Raw genomic sequence first — 19,946 nt, 5'->3', positions numbered from 1 at the left:
TATATTGAACCAACTATAGTATAAATAGGCTAGCACTCGAAAAAAGGTCAGCCACGTATATGTGATTGACCTTTTTTATGAATGTTAGTTGATGACATGATTTAATGTATTTTCAGGTCACTTAGCACTGGCGGTTACTTTGGGCATTTCATGTGCCAAGGATTTGGCCGCTTGGCGTAGCTCAAACTTTTGTACTTTACCCGTACTGGTTTTTGGGATTTCAGCAAAGACGATATATTTTGGCACTTTAAAACCTGCTAAATGCTGGCTACAATGCGCCATCACCGTATCGCGTTGCAAGGTACTACCAGCATGAATCTCGATAAAGGCAACGGGCACTTCGCCCCATTTATCATGTGGCGCGGCGACGACCGCACAGCTCTCAATCGCAGGTAGTTTGTATAAGACGTTTTCTACCTCAATGCTAGAGATATTCTCACCGCCTGAGATGATGATGTCTTTGAGCCTGTCCATAATTTTGATATAGCCGTCAGGGTATTTGACACCCAAATCACCCGTGCGGAACCAGCCATCAGCGAAGGCTTCTTCGGTGGCTTTACGACTTTTTAGATAGCCTTTCATCACCATATTGCCACGTAGTGCCAGCTCACCCATCTCTTCGCCATCGGCAGCAACAGGCTCGGTAGTACCTTGTTTAAATACCTCAAATCCTGTCATCAAGTGAGAAGTCATACCTTGACGTGATTTCTTTTGGGCGCGACTGGCGACATCAAGATCATTCCATTCTTCTTGCTCAGCGCAGACGGTCACTGGCCCATAGACTTCAGTGAGACCGTAGACGTGAGAGATATGAAAGCCCATCGCTTCCATTGCTGCTAGCATGGTTTCAGATGGCGGTGCGCCAGCGACCCAGCCTTTGACGGTATGAGTGATGGCTTCTTTGTACTCAGGTTTGCCGCCAGCAATCATATTGTGCACGACTGGCGCAGAGCAATAATGAGTCACTTGATGCTTGGCAATCAGCTGCAATATCAAATCCGCGTCAATTTTACGTAAGCACACATTCACCCCAGCGCGCTCGGCGATGGTCCACGGGAAGCACCAACCGTTACAATGAAATAGCGGCAATGTCCATAAGTACATGGGGTGCTTTGGCATGTCCCAATCTAAAATGTTCGACACCGCATTGAGCGTAGCACCGCGATGATGATAAACGACGCCTTTGGGTTTGCCAGTCGTGCCAGAGGTGTAATTCAGAGCAATGGCATCCCATTCGTCTGCTGGCATCTCCCAATTATCCAAGCTGTCTGAACTGGCAACCAATGCTTCATAGCTCATCTGTCCAAACGGCTCGACATCGATAGCATGATCGGTCGCGTGAATGACAATGAGGTTTGGGAAAGTCTCATCGATGATCTCGGCGTGCTCCGCAAACTCACTGTCCAAGATAAGAACCTTGGCCTCTGAATGCTGCAAACAAAAGGTCAGGGCGTTGATATCAAGGCGCGTGTTCAATGTACAGAGTACGCCGCCTGACATGGGTACGCCAAAGGCGCATTCGACCATTGCAGGTGTGTTTGGCAGCATGACGGCGACTGTGTCATTTTTATCAATACCCAGTTTGCGTAAGCCATCCGCCAATTGACGGCAGCGCGTATAAGTTTGTTGCCACGTCTGGATGAGGTTGTTGTGCGCAAGGTCATCATAAATGATCGCAGTCTTATCGGGATAAACCTGAGCGCTACGGATAATAAAATCAATAGGAGTAAGTGGTTGATAATTGGCGGCGTTTTTGCCGAGACCAGTATGAAAATCTGTCATGATGATAATCCTTTATCGTATTTTTATAACGCGTCAATAGGGTAACGCAGCACCGTAATTTAATACAGAAAGGGTTTAGAATAGTCGATGTTTATCGATTAATCCATTATTCTGTGAGGAGTAATTTATAAAATACCTGTCTTATTATAAAAAGCCATTATAGACAGTCGTTTTAGAAATTTAGAGCGGTTTAATGATACTCACCTAACCATACGCCACAAGTCAACGTTATAGCCAGCGCCTTTCATTATAATTATTCATATAGTGCTCACTCATCAGTCGTTTGTCTGCATAGCTGACGATAATAGCGGTGTGTTACGATACCAGTAACGCTAAATCCCGTAGCACCACTATTTCTACAAAGCCATTTTTAAGAAGCCGTCTCAAAAGACATTCATAAGGAAAATGATATGACCGCCAGCCGTTCTGCCAATACGATCGCAACTGCCAGCACTAACGAATATTATCCGCATTTATTTGAGCCATTGGACTTGGGTTTTACCACGCTAAAAAACCGCATGGTTATGGGCTCTATGCACACAGGGCTTGAAGACCGTTTTTATAATTATGGCAAGCTAGCGGCGTATTTTGCAGAGCGTGCCCGTGGCGGCGTGGCAATGATGATCACAGGCGGTATCTCGCCCAATCGCGAAGGGTGGTTGTTGCCTGCTGGCGGCACGATGAATACCAAAGCTGACGTTATCAATCATCAGCGCGTCACTCGTGCTGTGCATAAGCATGACAGCAAAATCATCATGCAGATATTGCACAGTGGTCGCTATGGCTATCATCCTTTTGCAGTATCCTCTAGCCCAATCAAATCACCAATCTCACCGTTTAAACCGCGCAAGATGAGCATCAAAAATATTGAGCAGACGGTCAAAGACTATGCTCGTTCAGCGCGTCTTGCTAAGCAAGCAGGCTATGACGGTGTCGAAATCATGGGTTCAGAGGGCTATCTGCTTAATCAGTTTTTATCCAGTCATGTGAACAAGCGCAAAGACAGTTATGGTGGTGATATTCAAGGTCGCATGAAGTTTGCCGTTGATGTGGTCAAAGCCGTTCGTGAAGCCGTTGGTGAAGACTTTATTATCCTATTCCGCCTGTCGGTGATCGACTTGGTTAAAGACGGTAACGTTATGGATGAAGTCATCACCGTGGCCAAAGCGCTAGAAGCAGCAGGCGTGACCATTATGAACACGGGCATCGGCTGGCATGAAGCGCGTGTCCCAACTATCGTGACCAGCGTACCACGCGCCGCTTTCGTTGATTTCACCGCTGAGATCAAAAAACATATCAGCATCCCGATGATGGCGGCCAACCGTATCAATATGCCAGACACGGCAGAAGAAATCGTTGCTACTGGTCAAGCTGACATGATTCAAATGGCGCGTCCATTCTTGGCGGATGCACACTGGGTCAATAAAGCCAAAAACGGTCAGACAGACCGCATTAATACCTGTATCGCTTGTAACCAAGCGTGCCTCGACCATACGTTTGAAAACAAACGCTCAACCTGTCTCGTCAATCCGCAAGCGTGCTATGAGACAGAGCTGGTCTACAAAAAAGCGAAAAAGCCGAAAAAAGTCGCCGTTATCGGTGGCGGTGTCGCTGGTATGTCAGCCGCTCATGTCGCAGCCTTACGTGGTCATGACGTGACTTTGTTTGAAGCAAAAGACGTATTGGGTGGACAGTTTAACTACGCCAAAGTCATCCCTGGCAAAGAAGAGTTCTTTGAGACCGTTCGCTACTATATCAATGAGCTTGAGCATTTAGGCGTTGAGATCAAAATCAATACCTTTGTCGATAAAGAGATGCTGGAAAAAGCCAAGTTCCATCATGTCATTGTCGCCACTGGCGTCGTACCTAGAAGTCTCGCAGGTAAGCTTGAAGGGGCTGATCTGCCACAAGTGATCAGCTATGCAGAATTGCTCTCTGGCGAAAAAGCCGTGGGCAACACCGTAGCGGTTATCGGTGCGGGCGGTATTGGCTTTGATGTCAGTGAATATCTGACCGCCAATCATGGTAAATCGCTCGATGAGATCGGGCCTGAAGGTCTAAAAGATCCAGATTATCGCCCTGAACCGCAGTCCATCAGTGAGTGGCGCGAAGAGTGGGGTGTGACCAATGATACTGACTATCAAAGTGATGGCGGACTGGTCAGACCCAAAGCCATCAAGCCTATTCGCCAAGTGTATTTAATGCAGCGTAGCAAAGGTCGTCTGGGTAGTGGTCTGAACAAAACCTCAGGCTGGGTACATCGCGCGCATATCAAATCGCACGGCGTCATCCAAGTCGCTGGCGTGCAGTATGACAAAATCACCAACGAAGGTATTTGGGTGACCAACTCGCAAGGTCAAAGCCAGCTACTCCGTGTCGATAGTGTCGTCGTCTGCGCAGGTCAAGAGTCCGTGGTCGAGCTAATGCCAAATGTCGGCGATGCGCCAGATGCGCAATATCACCTCATCGGCGGTGCCAAACTGGCAGCTGAGCTAGATGCCAAACGCGCGATTCGTGATGGGGCTGAGGTTGCGGCTCAGATCTAAAATTTTTAGCATGAGTGTTAAATAATGGACGGCGAAGGGATATTCCTTGCCGTCCTTTTTTCTTTAGAATGAAAATTTAACTTATTAAATTAGATCTTCAGTTCAGCTTATGTTTATTCTGAGACAATCAAGAGATTTTGTTCACTTACTCTCGTTCTAATATAATCCCGTCAAAATATCCTCGCATACCACAATGCAGTTCTCTATACTGGTTATCAATGTCTCTCAATAACAACTGAGTCCTACCTTTATAAAATGCTGGATATAAACGTAGCTCAACATCTTTGTTTGACTGTTCATCATTAATGACCCAATGATTCTGTGACCATATGGCTTTACTCTCTCCCAAATCACAGGTATGAGCATTGGTAAAAATCAAAACGCCATCGATAATGGAAAGATAAGGCTTATTAGCGACACTATGAATCGATACCGTGTTTTTTGCCTCTCCCGTATCTTCCCAGCGCTGAGTACCTGAATTATATATTGAGATTTGAGAGGTTTGAGAAAACTTACCAAAGGCACTTTTACTCGGTAAATCAGAAGGACTTAATTCATCTGAAAAATTCCGAGCCATACCGTAATTGGTTTGCTCTTCGATATACTCTTTATACTCACGTATCAGACACTCTTCACTTTTACAGGTATTACGCTGAAAATTCAGCCATGTGCGTTGATTAGCAATGAACCTATCTTTAAAAGCTTTGCTGTCTTCATAGTTAGGAGCAGCGTCAAGATCGCTTTTATATTTTTTTGCCATTGTGTCATCAAGCTTAGAGAGCTCAGAGCTTTCGCAAACTGTTTTTTCTACCCACGTAGCAGCCTTGTTGCAATCAAAACTTGCTGAATTTGCATAAGTGGAAAGTAGGCAAGTGCCTAAAATACCGATTGTAGTGATGCATAACTTTTTCATATTGTCCTCAATTTTTAGAGCTTGGTTATATTTTAAGAAAGATATAACTGTGATATACGTGTCATCATCACTTTCTGCAAAAAAAATCAGCCTAGTTAGCCTTACTCACCTACCAACTGCCAATATTTTCCATCGAAATCCAGGGCTCAATAGGTTCTAAGTCTTCACCATTTTGTAGCAGCTCAATTGAGATATTATTAGGGTCTTTAACAAAAGCCATATGGCCATCTCTAGGTGGTCTTAATATCTCGATCCCTGCCTGTATAAAGGTGTCGCACTGCGCGTATATGTTGTCGACTCTAAAGGCAAAGTGCCCAAAATTATCGCCATTGGTATATTCTCTTTCATCCCAGTTGTGCGTTACCTCAATCTCCGGCGCACCCTCATGCGTTGCTAAAAAATATAAGCTGAATCTGCCTGATTCAGAGTCTCTCTTTCTTAGCAGTTGTAAGCCCATAAGGTCACAATAGAAAAACAACGTTTCTTCTAGTTTGTTGGTTCTAATCATTGCATGTAAGTACTTCATGAAAATACCTTAATATTGATTATTCATAAAAAATCGAGTAATAGCAGAGTGCTGGTTATGCATCATTAATATACAAAAGCTCAAATGGCGTATGTATGATATCCATACCATTAACTATATAGAGCGCATTTGTGTCAGTAACTTTTTATCAAGCAGTGCAAGTGACATACCCTGCAATACTTACTAGATTAAATCTGACGTCGCAAAATCTAACCCTCTATCTCCCCAACCAACCACTGCTCAAAATCATTCACCTGTGCTGCCAACTCAGGTTGCGCGTTTGCTAATTCAGCAAGCATATTTTTTATCTCATGCTTATTATATTTCACACCAGTCAATGTCTCTTTGAACAAATCAATCAGCTCAACATTTAGAGCATCGGAAAAGATGACAACTTCTGTAATCACAGCTTGCTTGACATCCATATGCACATCTATCATGCCCCAATCAAAGCGCGTCTCGATATGATGGCTAAACTCAGGTGTCTTGCCAAAACGCCAATCCCAGTCAGCCATCTGCTGATAGTAAGCGTTTAGCGTTGGCTGCTTGGCAAGGCTGGCTTCATCCAACTGCTCAACTGGCGCAGTCTCTCCATAGTATTCACAAAACGCCTCAATAATCGCCTCAGACAACGTCTCATGATTGATGGCATCATTGAACTCCACTAAGTTTGCCACACGTGCGCGTACAGATTTGATGCCTTTGGCTTTAAGCTTTAGCGGATGCGGATTGAGATAGTCGCCAAGCTTTTGCATGTTGGCATTGACCAGTAATGTCCCGTGATGAAAGCTGCGATCGGCGGCGTGTTTAAAGGCGCTGCCCGATATTTTTCTGTCGCCCACTTGCATGTCATTACGACCAGATAAGGTGGCATCTATACCCAGTTTTTTCAGCGCATTGATGATAATGGTAAAATTAGCCGTTTGGTCATAAGAATTTTTTGGGGATAAAAAAGTAAAATTGGTGTTGCCTAAATCATGAAATACCGCGCCGCCGCCACTCTGCCGCCGCGCCAAAAACACATCGTCTGCCGCCATCTTATCCGTCTTGCACTCGACCCATGGGTTTTGCGAGCGACCAATGACTACGGTCTCAGAGTTGCGCCACAAAAATAATGTATGCGAGTCGGCATCGAGTGTATTAAATATCCAATCCTCGGTGGCAAGATTGAACCAAGGATTGGTCACCGCAGACTTTAAGATGCGCAGTTTCATGATGGATCCTTTTTTAATAGTTTTTATAGGGTGAGTGTTATAAATAGGTACAGACATTCTTACCGATGCAGCGTTGGAATTCAATGAGTGTGTGGTAGGGAGGATGGCTTGAGCTTTGAGTAAGATAACGTGATTCGGTAGATTATTTGAATGATTCTTATGTTAGAGCTAAGGCTGATAGAGATAGCTTGTTAGGTTTTGACAACGTTTACTAAAAAGCTGAGTAAAATACTTAGCTTTATGATCTTTTAAGTATCAATACTATCTCATCCTACTCAGCACAGATTTCCCACTGCGATTTGGTACTGAGATAACACTGCATAACCGCTTTGCCAGATTGCGCATAGGCATCACTGACGATACGCTGATTGGTTGGCAGACGATATCTGATGATCGCGGGCTCGTCATTGACTGTGGTCGTCCATCCAGTGATCTCATTACGGTCATTGTAGTTTGCTTGATTAGATGTGGCCATTTTGCCAAATCCTGGCAAGGTATAAGAAACTTGCCTAAAACTATAACTCATCGCTGCACCCTCAACGACATTGTATCGACAAGTCAGCTTTTTTTGTAATGTGTCTTGCTTATAGACGTAACAAATAGTCGCGTCTGAATATTGACCGACGCCGCAAAAACCAGCCGTTGCAACTGTCATACTCCCTATCAAAAAAGCGATTTTCTTCATAATTATTCCTCAATAAATAGTAATGACTGCTCATCCTGTTTGTCAGTTATTTTCTTGACACGGTTAACATCGACTAGCATTACAAATACTAGATAATTAGTAAACAAATATCAGATATTATATTTTTAATGCAGATTGGGATTTGTTAGATAAATTCTGCTCTAATATTGGTGTTATTAAGATTATCTTTTATAGCACCTTGTTGTGATGAGCGTTTGATATCAAAGTGAGTTTGATTTTTATACCTACTAACATAACAGATTACTCAAGGGTGACTTCGGAGTTTGCGAGTATATGAATAGAGAGTCGCTAAAATAAGCTAAAGTAGGCAAGGTAAAGAATAAGAGCTTCTGACGGTGTGGGGCTCAACGAAATGCTAGGCTTAATTTATGTGCATATAGAGCAGCTAGAAACCTGAAAACGGCTTTAAATAAATGAAAAAATAAGAAGAAAACTTACCATAATTTTTATAAAAATCACTCACCAAACCATCAAAAATTTATCGTGATATATTTTGATAGCATGATAATTTCTACCATATATCAGACACTTATGACCGACACGAGTTGGTAAATGCAGTCTACGCGCTTAATAGGATTATCCGATGACCAACCGTGATCTCATCATCTTTGTGACCCTCTCTTTTATGTGGTCACTCTCTTTTGTGTTTTATCGGATCGGCGTGCCTGAGTTCGGTTCATTAGCATTTGCCAGTCTACGAGTGATATTTGCCGGATTGGTCATGCTCGTCTTTGTATTGTTAAAGAAGAAAAACAGAGTCGGTATCAAAGCGCATTGGAAAATGCTCGCGCTGGTTGGTTTGTTCTCGGCAGCGCTGCCATTCGTGTTGTTTTCTTTTTCTGCGCAATCAGTGAACGCAGGCGTACTCGCCGTACTAAACGCTTCTGTACCGATGATGAGCGGCTTTATCGCTCGCGTTTTCTTTAAAGACAGACTGTCCAAAAAACAAGCGCTTGGTTTGGTGATTGGGGTAGTTGGGGTAATTATATTGATGAGCGAAAGCTTATTCGGTGGCGGCGAGCAGGGTAAAGGCTTGGTCGAGGGTTTATTACCAATGGGCTATGCCTTGTTTGCTTGTGTGGGTTATGCGCTTGGCGCGAACATCACCAAAAACTACTTATACAACGTCTCACCCGTTGCCATTACAGCAGGCTCACTCATCATCGGTAGCATCATCATGTTGCCAGTGGCCTTTACTGAGTTTCCTTATGGCAAAGAGATCAGTATAAAAGCATGGGTATCGGTCATTTGTATCGGCGTGTTTTCAACAGCCATTGCTCTTATTTTTATGAATCAGTTGATCAAAAACATTGGGCCGACGCGCGCCACGAGTATTACGTTAGTCATCCCAATTTTTGCGATTATTTTGGGTTATTTATTGCTTGGCGAGGCGCTAAATATACAGGCCATCATTGGTTCAGTCGTGATATTGTTCGGCACATATCTGTCATTAGAGCTGTCTATTAAGAAGATGCTAAAGCCAAAAAGCAAGACTCAGACGAGTAGTATTTAAGGCTTAGTAAACAGTCTTCGTAGTAACCAAACACAAAGATTTGTATAGGTGAATATTGCTGTATCTGTTTGTAAATATTGCTTGGAATAATAAGATCTATCCCCTATAAAGATAGGCGTTAAACGTAGATTTTCTAATAATATCATAAGTATTTCTAAACAGAGTTTGATAGTTCTTACTACCGCTCAATACAATAACGAACAGGATATATCATGGCACACGATAACTTATTTGAACCCGTTAAAATGGGCACCCAAACCCTAAAAAATCGCATCATTATGGCACCGCTCACGCGTCTGCGCTCAGTTGAGCCAGGTGATGTACCGACTGCATTGGCAAGTGAATACTATTCACAGCGCGCAGGGTCTGGTTTGGTCATTACTGAGGCGACACAAATTTCATTTCAGGCAAAAGGCTACGCTGGCGCGCCTGGTGTACACACTCAAGACCAAACCACTGCATGGAAAACGATTGTTGACAATGTCCATGCTAAAGGCGGCAAGATCGTCGTACAGTTATGGCATACCGGTCTTGTCTCGCATGAGAGCGTACAGCCTGAACGTCGCGCACCGATTTCAGCATCAGATGTCGATGTTGGTATCCGCACCTCACTACGTGATAGCGACAACCAAGCGATTCGCGTGGATGCCACGCCACCACGTCCAGCCACGCTTGATGAAATCAAACAAGTTATTGCTGATTTTGCGCAAGCGACTAAGAATGCCAAAGAAGTCGGCTTTGATGGGGTAGAAATCCATGGTGCTCACGGCTATCTGTTACATCAGTTCTGGGTTGAGCAAACCAACCAGCGCGATGATGAGTACGGTGGTAGCCGCGAAAATCGTGCGCGTTTGACCTTAGATGTCATCGATGCGTGTGTGGATGCTTGGGATGCAGACCATGTCGGTATCCGTATCTCACCACTTGGTACATTCAACAATGTAGAAGCGGGCTATAACGAAGATGAAAACGTTTGGATGATTGAGCAAATCAACAAACGCGGTCTAATGTATCTACATTTATCTGAGCCAGATTGGGCAGGTGGTACGCCTTATAGCGACGAGTTCCGTCAGCGCGTCCGTGATGCGTTCGATCAGACCATCATCGCAGCGGGTGGCTACGATGCCGATAAAGCAGAAAGAAATATCAAAGCTGGTTATATCGATGCGGTTGCTTTCGGTCGTGACTATATCGCCAACCCTGATTTGGCTGAGCGTATCCAAAAAGGCGCACCGCTCAATGAGCAGCACCCAGAGTCTTTCTATGGTGGCAGCTCTGAAGGCTATACTGACTATCCGTTTATGGATCAGGCGCAGTAGTTCGTTTATTAGTCGGTTTTGCTGACTAAATAGCTAAATTATGCTTCATAAAAGCCCTCTGACTATTGATAGTTAGAGGGCTTTTTTTACGCATTCATTTTGATTAATGTCCAAAATTCCCTGTTTGGTAATCACGAAAAGTTTGTCTTAGCTCATCTTGGGTATTCATAACAAAAGGGCCATGTCCTGCGACTGGTTCGCCAATAGGCTCTCCACTTAGCAGCAGTAGCTTGGCCGGAGAGTGTTCAGCGTTATCGGTAGAATAGGTAAGCTCAATAGTATCGGTAGCAGCATCAGATAAAGGTACAGGTTGAGAATCTACAGATAGTTTAGTCGGCGCTGCAAACTGAATCAGATTGCCCGCATTGATAGATGTGCCATTGACCAGTACTTGACCTTCTTGTACGAGCAGTAACGTATTGTGCGTGCTAGGTACTTCGAGTATCGTTGTGCCTGCGGTATGTAGCGCGATATCCCACATATTGACTGGGGTAAAGGTCACCGCACTACCTGTGACGCCATGCCAATCACCTGCAATAATGGCAACTTGACCGATGACCGTTTGTTTGTCAGTATTTTGAGCAACAGTATCTTTAGCAACAGTGCCTTGAGAGTCGTCATCGCGATTGTCCATCAATTCTATGATAGGCATCTCACCACGTTTGATAAACTGATATTTAGGATCAGTCAGCTTGTGCGCGCTTGGCAGATTGACCCACATTTGCACCATACTGAACACACCACCGCGCTGCCCAAAGCTTTCAGAATGAAACTCTTCGTGCAGAATGCCGCGACCAGCGGTCATCCATTGCACATCGCCTTCCAAAATATCCCCACGCCCACCGATTGAGTCAGCATGACTGATCTCACCCGAGTACGCGAGGGTGACGGTCTCAAAACCTTTATGAGGGTGTTTGCCAATGCCATGTGGCTGCGTCTGATAATCAGGATTTGGTGCAAACGTCGTCGGCTCACCATAATCAAATAATAAAAATGGATCGGTATGACTGTAATTAAAATCTGGTTGGTCATCGACATAATTGATTAATGTTTTCACAAAAAATCCGTCACCGACCCAATGTGGTGCTTTATCACCATGAATCTGTTTGATTGGGCGCATCGAGTACCTCGCAATTCTATCTAGCATAAATAACAGTAAGTGAATATTATACTATAATTCTATAGTAAAATGAACTTATGTCGTGTTTATTTTATACTATCAAATGCGACTGCTTCTTAAACGACCTCGCCACTGACGAAACCACTGGCCCATGCCCACTGGAAATTATAGCCGCCAAGCCAGCCTGTCACATCAAGTACCTCACCGATAAAGTACAAGCCTTCTTGCAAATTGCTTTGCATGGTTTTTGAAGATACTTCGTCAGTTTTTACTCCGCCGCGTGTGACCTCAGCGGTACGATAACCTTCAGTACCAGACGGCTTGAGCTGCCAGCCGTTGAGGGTAGCGCCAAGCTCTGTGAGTCGCTCATCTTTAATATTGGCAAGCTCGGTATCTTTGATATCGTCCCACAGCTGGGTTTGTAGTGCTGCCAGTAGTTTTTTGGGTAGTGCATTGTCTGTGTTTTCTGCCAATACAGTACGGATCAGTTGGCGTGGATGTGACTTTTTGCGGGCGAGCAAAATCTCGGTGACATCCACATCGGGCAGTAGGTTAATGCTGATGGTCTCACCGCTGTGCCAATAGTTCGATAGCTGTAGCATGGCAGGGCCAGAGAGCCCGCGATGGGTAAACAGTACAGGCAGTTTAAAAGAGATACGCTCGTTACTGGCAATGACTGGCAGGCTGATACCCGCTAAATTACGAATCAGCTCACCTGTTTTGTCCGTGAAGGTAAATGGTACGAGACTGGCATCGGTTGCTATCAGTGTGTGCCCAAACTGCTGCGCTAGCTCATAGCCGATGCCGCTTGCGCCCATCGTTGGAATAGACAAACCACCAGTTGCCACGACTAGCGACTCACAGCTATAGCGCGTCTGCGCAAGTTGACTCTCGCTGGCGACGTCTTTTTTGCCAAGTTTTTTGCTGGTCATTAGCTCAAACCGTTTTGCTTTATCATGGTCAGTCGTCTGTACATGATTGATTTGGGTGTTGAGCTTGACTTGCACACCGACAGCCGTACATTCATCAAGAAGCATGGTGAGGATATCTTGGGCAGAATCATCACAAAATAGCTGACCGTGCTCGCGCTCATGGTAGGGAATCTGATGCGCCTCTACCATGCCGATAAACTCCCAGCTTGGATAGCGACTCAGTGCCGACTTACAAAAGTGAGGGTTGGCACCGATGAAATGCTCAGGCTCGACGAAATAATTGGTAAAATTACAACGACCACCACCGGACATCAAAATCTTTTTGCCCGCTTTATTGGCGTGATCTATGACCAAAACGCGGCGACCACGGCGACCTGCGGTGAGCGCACAATACAATCCTGAAGCGCCAGCGCCGACGATGATGACGTCATAGTGAGTAGAGGGTTGTGCATTGCGGTGATTAGTCATTGTGGTCTCGTAAAACAATAATTTTAAAAAAGGTGATAACAAAACCAATCGTATGTGTTAATAATACAGATCGGCGGTGTTGTCTAAAGCAGTATCGGTAGGGTAGCTATTGTCCATATTTCATTTGAGGTTACAAGGATTAAATGTGATATACGATGAGCTGTGACATGACATCTGCATATCAACAGCACTCTTGATTACGATGTTGCAATAATCCTTACCAATAATTCTTTAATAACCGCTGCTATCAATCACCAAGTATACAGATGTACAGCGAAATTGTTATGATTGGCTGTTGATGCCTTGCAACCGACACGCTTATTTGTCAAACTATCGCTGAGTGTCACGCATTATGGAAGATGACTCTTATTGCCTACATAGGTAGTCGTTATAGACGATTATCTGTATAGGTCATAATAATTAAAAAGGACCAATACTATGACCCAGAAATCATTTCCAATCTCAGCCGAGTTTATGGCTGCTGCCAATACCACCCCTGAAAAGTATCTCGAAGACTACAACCAATCTATCGAATCAACCGAAGCAAATGATGCGTTTTGGGCGAAGCGTGCTGAGCTGATCGACTGGATAAAGAAACCGACTAAAGTCAGCAATGTCAATTATGATTTAGACAATTTTAATATTAAATGGTTTGAAGATGGTGAGCTGAATATCTCAGTAAACTGTCTTGATCGCCATCTTGAAGACAATCCCTATAAGCCTGCCATTATCTGGGAAGGGGATCACCCTTCACTACACAAGATCATCTCTTTCAAAGAATTACATGAAGCCGTTTGTCGTCTGGGTAACTCGCTACGCAAGCTTGGCGTTGAGAAAGGCGATCGTGTCACGTTATACATGCCGATGATACCAGAAGCTATGGTGTCAATGCTGGCATGTGCGCGTATTGGCGCAGTGCATTCTGTGGTATTTGGTGGGTTTTCTGCCGAGAGTCTAGGCAACCGCTTGATAGATAGCCGCTCAAAAGTCGTTATCACGGCTGATGAAGGTTTACGTGGCGGCAAACATACCCCGCTCAAAGCCAATGTCGATCACGCACTAGAGATGGATGGCACTGATAGTGTCGAAAAAGTCATCGTCGTTCACCGCACAGGCAACTCCATCCCAATGAGTGGTCGCCGCGATGTCTGGTATCACAATCTCGTTGATGGGCAATCAGAGATCTGTGAGCCTGAAGTGATGAATGCCGAAGACCCATTATTCTTACTGTATACCTCTGGCTCAACGGGCAAACCCAAAGGCGTGGTGCATACCACAGGGGGTTATATTACTTATGCCTTGTCTACCTTCCGTGATGTCTTTGATGTCAAAGAAGATGACGTCTATTGGTGTACCGCAGATGTCGGCTGGATCACCGGTCATACCTACTCAACGTATGCACCGCTCGCGAATGGTACAACCACAGTTATGTTTGAAGGCGTACCAGAGCACCCAACATGGGCACGTATTGGACATATCATCGACAAGCATGACGTGACTATTTTATATACCGCCCCGACCGCCATTCGAGCGATGATGAAAGAGGGTGATGCCTTTGTACGCGAGTCGGATCGCTCAAGCCTACGCTTGCTTGGCTCGGTCGGTGAGCCGATCAATCCAGAAGCCTGGGACTGGTACTATCATGTCGTCGGTGATGGTAAGTGTCCTATTGTCGATACGTGGTGGCAGACCGAGACAGGCGGTATTTTGATGGCACCTATCCCAGGTACTGTTGATCTTAAGCCGGGCGCCGCGATGACGCCACTATATGGTATTAAACCTGAAGTCGTAAATGCTGAAGGCGCAATCATAGAAGGCGCTGCCGAAGGCAACTTGGTCATCAGTAGTGGTTGGCCTGGGCAAATGCGTACGATCTACAATGACCATCCGCGCTTTTTGAAAACCTATTTTAGCGATTATCCTGGCCATTATTTCACAGGTGATGGTGCGCAGCGTGATGAAGATGGACATTATTGGATCACAGGCCGCGTGGATGATGTGCTAAACGTCTCAGGGCACCGCTTAGGAACTGCGGAGATTGAGAGCGCATTGGTTGCCCATCCGGCTACTGCCGAGGCCGCGATTGTCGGTATGCCGCATGAGATTCGCGGAACTGGCATCTGTGCCTTCATCATTCTAAAATCTGGTGAAGAAAAAACAGACGATCTAAAAGCGGAGCTAAAACGTCATGTGCGTTCTGAGATTGGGCCGATTGCGACCTTAGATGCTATTTATATGGTTGAGGCGCTACCGAAAACTCGCTCAGGAAAAATCATGCGCCGTATCTTGCGTAAGCTGGCAGAAGGTCAGTATGTCGGACTGGGCGACTTATCCACGTTGGCAGATAGCTCAGTGATTAATGATCTGGTCGAACAGGTTAAAGCTAGTCGCGGAGATTAGCTTGCTAAGTAAGTGCGCTTATTAAAGACGTGATTTAAATCCAACCTTTAGTATTTGCCTACCATTAGTACCTGCCATCAAAGTAGAATAAAAGCCATGTTATCGTGAATAGCATGGCTTTTTTACGTAGACGATATTGATATTGCGGCGTTTTGACGGTTCAATATCAATGGTTAATTAACATCGCTACCTACTAGTTGCCTGCCATATAACAATCGTCTTGCCGTTTATAAATGGTAGCGACTCATAAATACTCGATAAGGTTTACTGTCATTATGACTGATCACACTTTGCTATCAACGGATAAATCCTCGCCAAAAATCGCTATCATTGGTGGCGGTCTGACAGGACTGCTAACCGCGACACTACTAGAGCGCGCCTCAAATCAGACACACGGACTATCCAATACACCGCAAATCACTATCTTTGAAAAATCACGCAGTGTTGGCCGGTTAGCGACGCGCTATCGTACCGATAGTGACACAGGTAAAAACTGGCAATGGGCATTTGGCGCACAGTTCTTTACGGCAAAGACTGATAGTTTTCAGCAGTTTATTGCCCCTTGGCTAGATACTGGGCTGCTACAGCCATGGTGTGCCAACGTGGTCGAGTTAACGCCCGCGAATGATCATGGCCAATCACCCGATATCCAAAGTAAAGAGCAATGGGATACCGTGCATGCGCGCTATATCAGCACACCAAAAATGACCAGTTGGGGACGTGAGTTAGCCGCTGGGCTCAAGAATACAAACATAATGTTTAAAACGCGTGTGGCTCCGCTTGATGAGCATACCACTCACTCAAATGATAAAAAAACTGAGCTATTTAATGAAACAGGGGAGAGCCTCGGTTGGTTTGATTGGGTTATTTGTACTGCACCAAACGGTCAGGCAGTAGAGCTGATGGCAGACAGTGGGTTTAGTCAGCAAGATAACATCACCCAGCCGCAAATGCAGGCCTGCTATACGCTGATGCTCGGCTGGGCCAATGTCCAAGAATTACCTGAGACATTGAACTCTCAAACAGCACCGCAGTGGGATGTTGCTTATTTGAATAGTGATGTACTCGATAGGATATTTATTGAACATCATAAACCTGCTCATGATGAGCTATTACCAAGCATTACCATTCATGCACGCAATAACTGGTCAGAAGCCCACGTTGATGAGGATTTGGAGACAGTCAAAGCCGCGTTATTAATGGCAGCGCAGAAAGCCTTAAACTGGAATGACGACCGCGCCCCTAGCCAAACAGATTGTCATCGCTGGCGCTATGCGGCTACTATAATAGATACAGATACTAAAGAGCTAGGTATCTTAGTCGATGAAATCAGACAGTGGATTGTCAGTGGCGACTGGTGCGCTCGCGGCAATATCGAAAGCTGCTATCAGGTGGCGCAGCAAACCGTTGAGGCGATCTATAAGACAAGATAACGGTGCTGTGATGGTCTGTTAGCATCGCTGGTTTATAACTGAGATCTAAAGATACTTTTTATTATATATGAGAGGCTATCGTATCAGCAAAAAGGCAAAAAAAGGCCCACAGAGGAGGTGCTGTGGGCTGAGGAAAACGGGCTGTGCAGATTGGTCACAAGTTCCGTGGTCGTGATTTATTATAGTTATTGGCTTTCTATACACTTATTTATTAGGGCAATAATAACCAATACAATAGGTACATATATTTGCTTACATATTTAAGTGTACAAGTGTTTTGTGACAGTTGCTATCATAACCCGACTGACTGCTATTTGGCTGTTTTGGTTACAGTATATTACGTTATAAAAACACTAAACCGTATGATCAATGCATTAAGCTTTTATTTGGCTAGTAATCTATTTAAGTAGTAAGTCTTATGCCAAGCTATTTAAGTAATACGCTATTAAATCAATGGTAACGTCTTAGCGTTTTTTACTATTAATCTCTATAGAAGCACTCAATGTTTTCAAGAAATTATATCGATATGGAAAGAGACATCTGATATTGATACCTTTGGTGACTCAATCGCTGCAGAGATGGCATGACGGCTTGCCGGAAAAATGCTAAGCTATCTGCCATTATTATGTCTATATTAAACTGGGTTTGCCATGACTGAGAGCACGCATTTGCATACGCAGGAACCGTCAAGTTCGCAAAATACCAAGAGTATTTTTAACTTGCCCAATAATCTTACGATTGCTCGTATCTTGATGATTCCGTTATTTGTTGCAATTGCTTACTGGCCGCCTGCCATGGGTATAGGCTTGCCTGCAATCTCAGACAATGTCATTGCGCGAGTGGGGATGAGCGAATTTAGCGATAGCCTATTGCGCCATTTATTATTAACCAGTGTTTTTATCATTGCGGCGATTACCGATTGGCTTGATGGATACTTCGCTCGTAAATTAAATGTCATGTCAGCGTTTGGGCGTTTTTTGGATCCTGTCGCTGACAAATTAATGGTAGCCGTTGCACTGATCGTTCTTGTGCAGTGGCATCCCAATATTATCATGGCAATCGCTGCGATCGTCATCATCTCACGTGAGATCGCTGTATCCGCATTGCGCGAGTGGATGGCAGAGCTGGGCAAAAGCACCAGCGTCGCCGTGTCCTATGTCGGTAAGTTAAAAACGACGTTTCAGATGGTGGCTATTACGGTGCTCTTATTGAACTGGGAGTCGCTTGAGACGATCGGTTATGCGCTGATGGTCGCTGCTGTTATATTGACGCTTTGGTCAATGATGATTTATCTCAAAGCCGCTTGGCCGTACCTAAAGCAAAGTGGCTAATAGTGAGACAAACAATCATAACCTGTACAAAAAAACGCCAGTGGCTCATGCGACTGGCGTTTTTTATTTGTCTATTCTTACTGTTTTAACGACTGAAGCATTACAGCTCTATCGAAAAATTCTCACCCAAGCTTTTTTCAATGGCGGTATCGGTGACAGCTGCCGCCGCCATTTTGACAGCGCTGGTGATGGCATTACCATTCGCCCAATATTCAGCACCATGTGGAGTAACTTTGATTAGCTGAACGCGTGGGTCCTCTTTGCCTTTTTCAAAATACGCATTGTACATAGGAGACCACAACTCATTGAGTTTTTCTTCGTCTTCAACCAGTTCGGCTGTACCAGCGATAGAGAGATATTTTTTGCCATCTTCACTGACGTAGGCCAAGTTCACTTCTGGGTTCTTTTCAATACTGCTCACGGTTTCACAAGGGCTGTGACCAATAAACCAAATTTCTTTTGCGCCGATACTGGTTTCAGTGGTATTCATCGGGCAAGAATGTAGATGGTTTTCATCATTACGAGTGGTCATCATGGTGTATTTGATGTCTTTTACCATTTCTTGGATGGTGTCCATTTGTTGTTGCTTGCTCATCATAGTTATCCTTTACTATTTGAAATTTGGAGTAAAAATTATTATTCGGTAAGTGTGACCTAGAGTACTAATAAGGTGGTCAATGATGCCTATTAATAGTTATCAATATAGCGATATCACCTAATAGAACGATACGGATAGTCTGTAATACGCTGTGACGGTTTGTAATGCTATAAAAAACGCCAATAAACCGAGGCATATTGACGTTTTGGGCGACTCATTAACTTAACCGTAGATTTATCTGAGCTAAGTCGAGTTATATGTTGCTTCTAAACTATAGCGATACTTCAAATTGCTCGCCGATGTCTTCGGCTGTTTTGCCGTCTTGTAGCGCGGCGGCTGCCATTTTGAACATATTAATAGTAGAGCTACCACCTAACCAGCACTCAACACCATGTGGAACGACTTTGATTAGCTGTACGTTTGGATCTTCTTTACCATGCTCAAAAAACGCATTGTAAACAGGTGACCACAGTTCTTCTAATTTGTTTTTATCCGTTGGTAACTCAGCATTGGCGCTTACAGAGACATAATCTTTTTCATCTTTAGAAGCATAAGACAAGCCAATTTTTTGATTGTTTTGAATGTCTTTGACCACATCTGATGTTTTGTCACCGATGAACCAAATCTCTTTACCACCGATACTTGCTTCGCTGGTTGTCATTGGCCAGGCATGTACATCACCTTTACTGTTGACCGTGCTTAACATCGCAAATTTCACATCTTTGATAACGTCTTGGATTTTGTCGATTTGTTCTTGCTTATTCATAGAGGATTTCCTTTTCTTTATAGTGATTAGATCTTTATAGTGGTTAGATGGTTAATTGTTTGCAGTAATCATTTTATTCAAGGTAGATGTAATTCATCTTTTAGAAAACATCACCTTAACAACTGGAACTAGAATACCGAGTTATGCCTCTAAATTTATATAGGTGCCCAGTAATGCGATGTGAGTGTTTGTAAGGAGTATGAGGGTTAGGTAAAAATTGTGATATCAGGCATCAAAATAATGAGGTCTAAAATGAAGTCTAAGAAGTATCGAAGCAAAACTATAGTGAACAATGGGTCAATTAGACTTGGCATTTAGCACACATGTGATGCTGACAGAAGACAACTTATCGGCAATTTATCTTGGTTTAGACCTGCTT

15 protein-coding genes are annotated in these 19,946 nt (G+C 44.2%); 6 read left to right on the top strand and 9 right to left on the bottom strand.

The genetic code is table 11. The features are described from left to right. Positions 1 to 117: 117 nt before the first annotated feature. A complete protein-coding gene (locus ACTXGK_RS28835; protein ID WP_443514655.1) occupies positions 118 to 1,782 on the bottom strand; it encodes an AMP-binding protein in 1,665 nt (554 codons plus the stop codon). A 410-nt stretch (positions 1,783 to 2,192) separates the two neighbouring features. On the opposite strand from ACTXGK_RS28835, the gene ACTXGK_RS28830 reads away from it, so the two are divergent. Next, on the top strand, positions 2,193 to 4,328 hold the full coding sequence (locus tag ACTXGK_RS28830; RefSeq protein WP_443514654.1) for a 2,4-dienoyl-CoA reductase FMN-binding domain-containing protein: 2,136 nt from the start codon (positions 2,193 to 2,195) through the stop codon (positions 4,326 to 4,328). Between the two features lie 145 nt (positions 4,329 to 4,473). Here ACTXGK_RS28830 and ACTXGK_RS28825 read toward each other — a convergent pair whose 3' ends face one another. The 4 genes from ACTXGK_RS28825 to ACTXGK_RS28810 form a co-directional block, all read right to left on the bottom strand. Next, a complete protein-coding gene (locus ACTXGK_RS28825) occupies positions 4,474 to 5,241 on the bottom strand; it encodes a lysozyme inhibitor LprI family protein (protein WP_443514653.1) in 768 nt (255 codons plus the stop codon). Between the two features lie 109 nt (positions 5,242 to 5,350). Beyond that, positions 5,351 to 5,767, bottom strand: coding sequence for a VOC family protein (locus ACTXGK_RS28820; RefSeq protein WP_238036164.1), 417 nt, complete (start codon positions 5,765 to 5,767; stop codon positions 5,351 to 5,353). A 209-nt stretch (positions 5,768 to 5,976) separates the two neighbouring features. Continuing rightward, positions 5,977 to 6,981 carry a lipoate--protein ligase gene (gene lplA / locus ACTXGK_RS28815; protein ID WP_443514652.1) on the bottom strand — a complete coding sequence of 335 codons (1,005 nt, stop codon included), beginning with the start codon at positions 6,979 to 6,981 and terminating at the stop codon, positions 5,977 to 5,979. A gap of 271 nt (positions 6,982 to 7,252) precedes the next feature. After that, positions 7,253 to 7,666 carry a hypothetical protein gene (locus tag ACTXGK_RS28810; protein WP_443514651.1) on the bottom strand — a complete coding sequence of 138 codons (414 nt, stop codon included), beginning with the start codon at positions 7,664 to 7,666 and terminating at the stop codon, positions 7,253 to 7,255. A 604-nt stretch (positions 7,667 to 8,270) separates the two neighbouring features. Between ACTXGK_RS28810 and ACTXGK_RS28805 the strand changes: the two genes are divergently transcribed. After that, entirely contained in the window at positions 8,271 to 9,200 is a 930-nt protein-coding gene (locus tag ACTXGK_RS28805) for a DMT family transporter (RefSeq protein WP_443514650.1), read from the top strand. Between the two features lie 212 nt (positions 9,201 to 9,412). Further along, positions 9,413 to 10,519 carry an alkene reductase gene (locus tag ACTXGK_RS28800; protein WP_443514649.1) on the top strand — a complete coding sequence of 369 codons (1,107 nt, stop codon included), beginning with the start codon at positions 9,413 to 9,415 and terminating at the stop codon, positions 10,517 to 10,519. 103 nt (positions 10,520 to 10,622) lie between these two features. Here ACTXGK_RS28800 and ACTXGK_RS28795 read toward each other — a convergent pair whose 3' ends face one another. After that, positions 10,623 to 11,639, bottom strand: a complete 1,017-nt coding sequence (locus ACTXGK_RS28795) for a pirin family protein (protein WP_443514648.1) — start codon at positions 11,637 to 11,639, stop codon at positions 10,623 to 10,625. A 116-nt stretch (positions 11,640 to 11,755) separates the two neighbouring features. After that, positions 11,756 to 13,039 carry a BaiN/RdsA family NAD(P)/FAD-dependent oxidoreductase gene (locus ACTXGK_RS28790; protein ID WP_443514647.1) on the bottom strand — a complete coding sequence of 428 codons (1,284 nt, stop codon included), beginning with the start codon at positions 13,037 to 13,039 and terminating at the stop codon, positions 11,756 to 11,758. Positions 13,040 to 13,477: 438 nt separating this feature from the next. On the opposite strand from ACTXGK_RS28790, the gene acs reads away from it, so the two are divergent. The 3 genes from acs to pgsA all read left to right on the top strand — a co-directional run bounded on the left by acs (position 13,478) and on the right by pgsA (position 18,203). Beyond that, on the top strand, positions 13,478 to 15,439 hold the full coding sequence (gene acs / locus ACTXGK_RS28785) for an acetate--CoA ligase (protein ID WP_443514646.1): 1,962 nt from the start codon (positions 13,478 to 13,480) through the stop codon (positions 15,437 to 15,439). A 275-nt stretch (positions 15,440 to 15,714) separates the two neighbouring features. Beyond that, positions 15,715 to 16,872, top strand: a complete 1,158-nt coding sequence (locus ACTXGK_RS28780) for an NAD(P)/FAD-dependent oxidoreductase (protein WP_443514645.1) — start codon at positions 15,715 to 15,717, stop codon at positions 16,870 to 16,872. 650 nt (positions 16,873 to 17,522) lie between these two features. After that, entirely contained in the window at positions 17,523 to 18,203 is a 681-nt protein-coding gene (gene pgsA, locus ACTXGK_RS28775; protein ID WP_201601155.1) for a CDP-diacylglycerol--glycerol-3-phosphate 3-phosphatidyltransferase, read from the top strand. A gap of 100 nt (positions 18,204 to 18,303) precedes the next feature. Here the strand turns inward: pgsA and ACTXGK_RS28770 are convergent, their stop codons facing one another. Both ACTXGK_RS28770 and ACTXGK_RS28765 read right to left on the bottom strand, forming a co-directional pair. Continuing rightward, on the bottom strand, positions 18,304 to 18,801 hold the full coding sequence (locus ACTXGK_RS28770) for a pyridoxamine 5'-phosphate oxidase family protein (RefSeq protein ID WP_343828834.1): 498 nt from the start codon (positions 18,799 to 18,801) through the stop codon (positions 18,304 to 18,306). A gap of 271 nt (positions 18,802 to 19,072) precedes the next feature. Beyond that, a complete protein-coding gene (locus ACTXGK_RS28765) occupies positions 19,073 to 19,567 on the bottom strand; it encodes a pyridoxamine 5'-phosphate oxidase family protein (RefSeq protein ID WP_058024383.1) in 495 nt (164 codons plus the stop codon). Positions 19,568 to 19,946 lie beyond the last annotated feature (379 nt).

It is taken from the genome of Psychrobacter sp. T6-5 (assembly GCF_052258485.2).
Lineage (GTDB): Bacteria > Pseudomonadota > Gammaproteobacteria > Pseudomonadales > Moraxellaceae > Psychrobacter.
The sequence above is the reverse complement of the archived record's forward strand: the minus strand, read 5'-3'. Positions and strand labels throughout refer to the sequence as shown.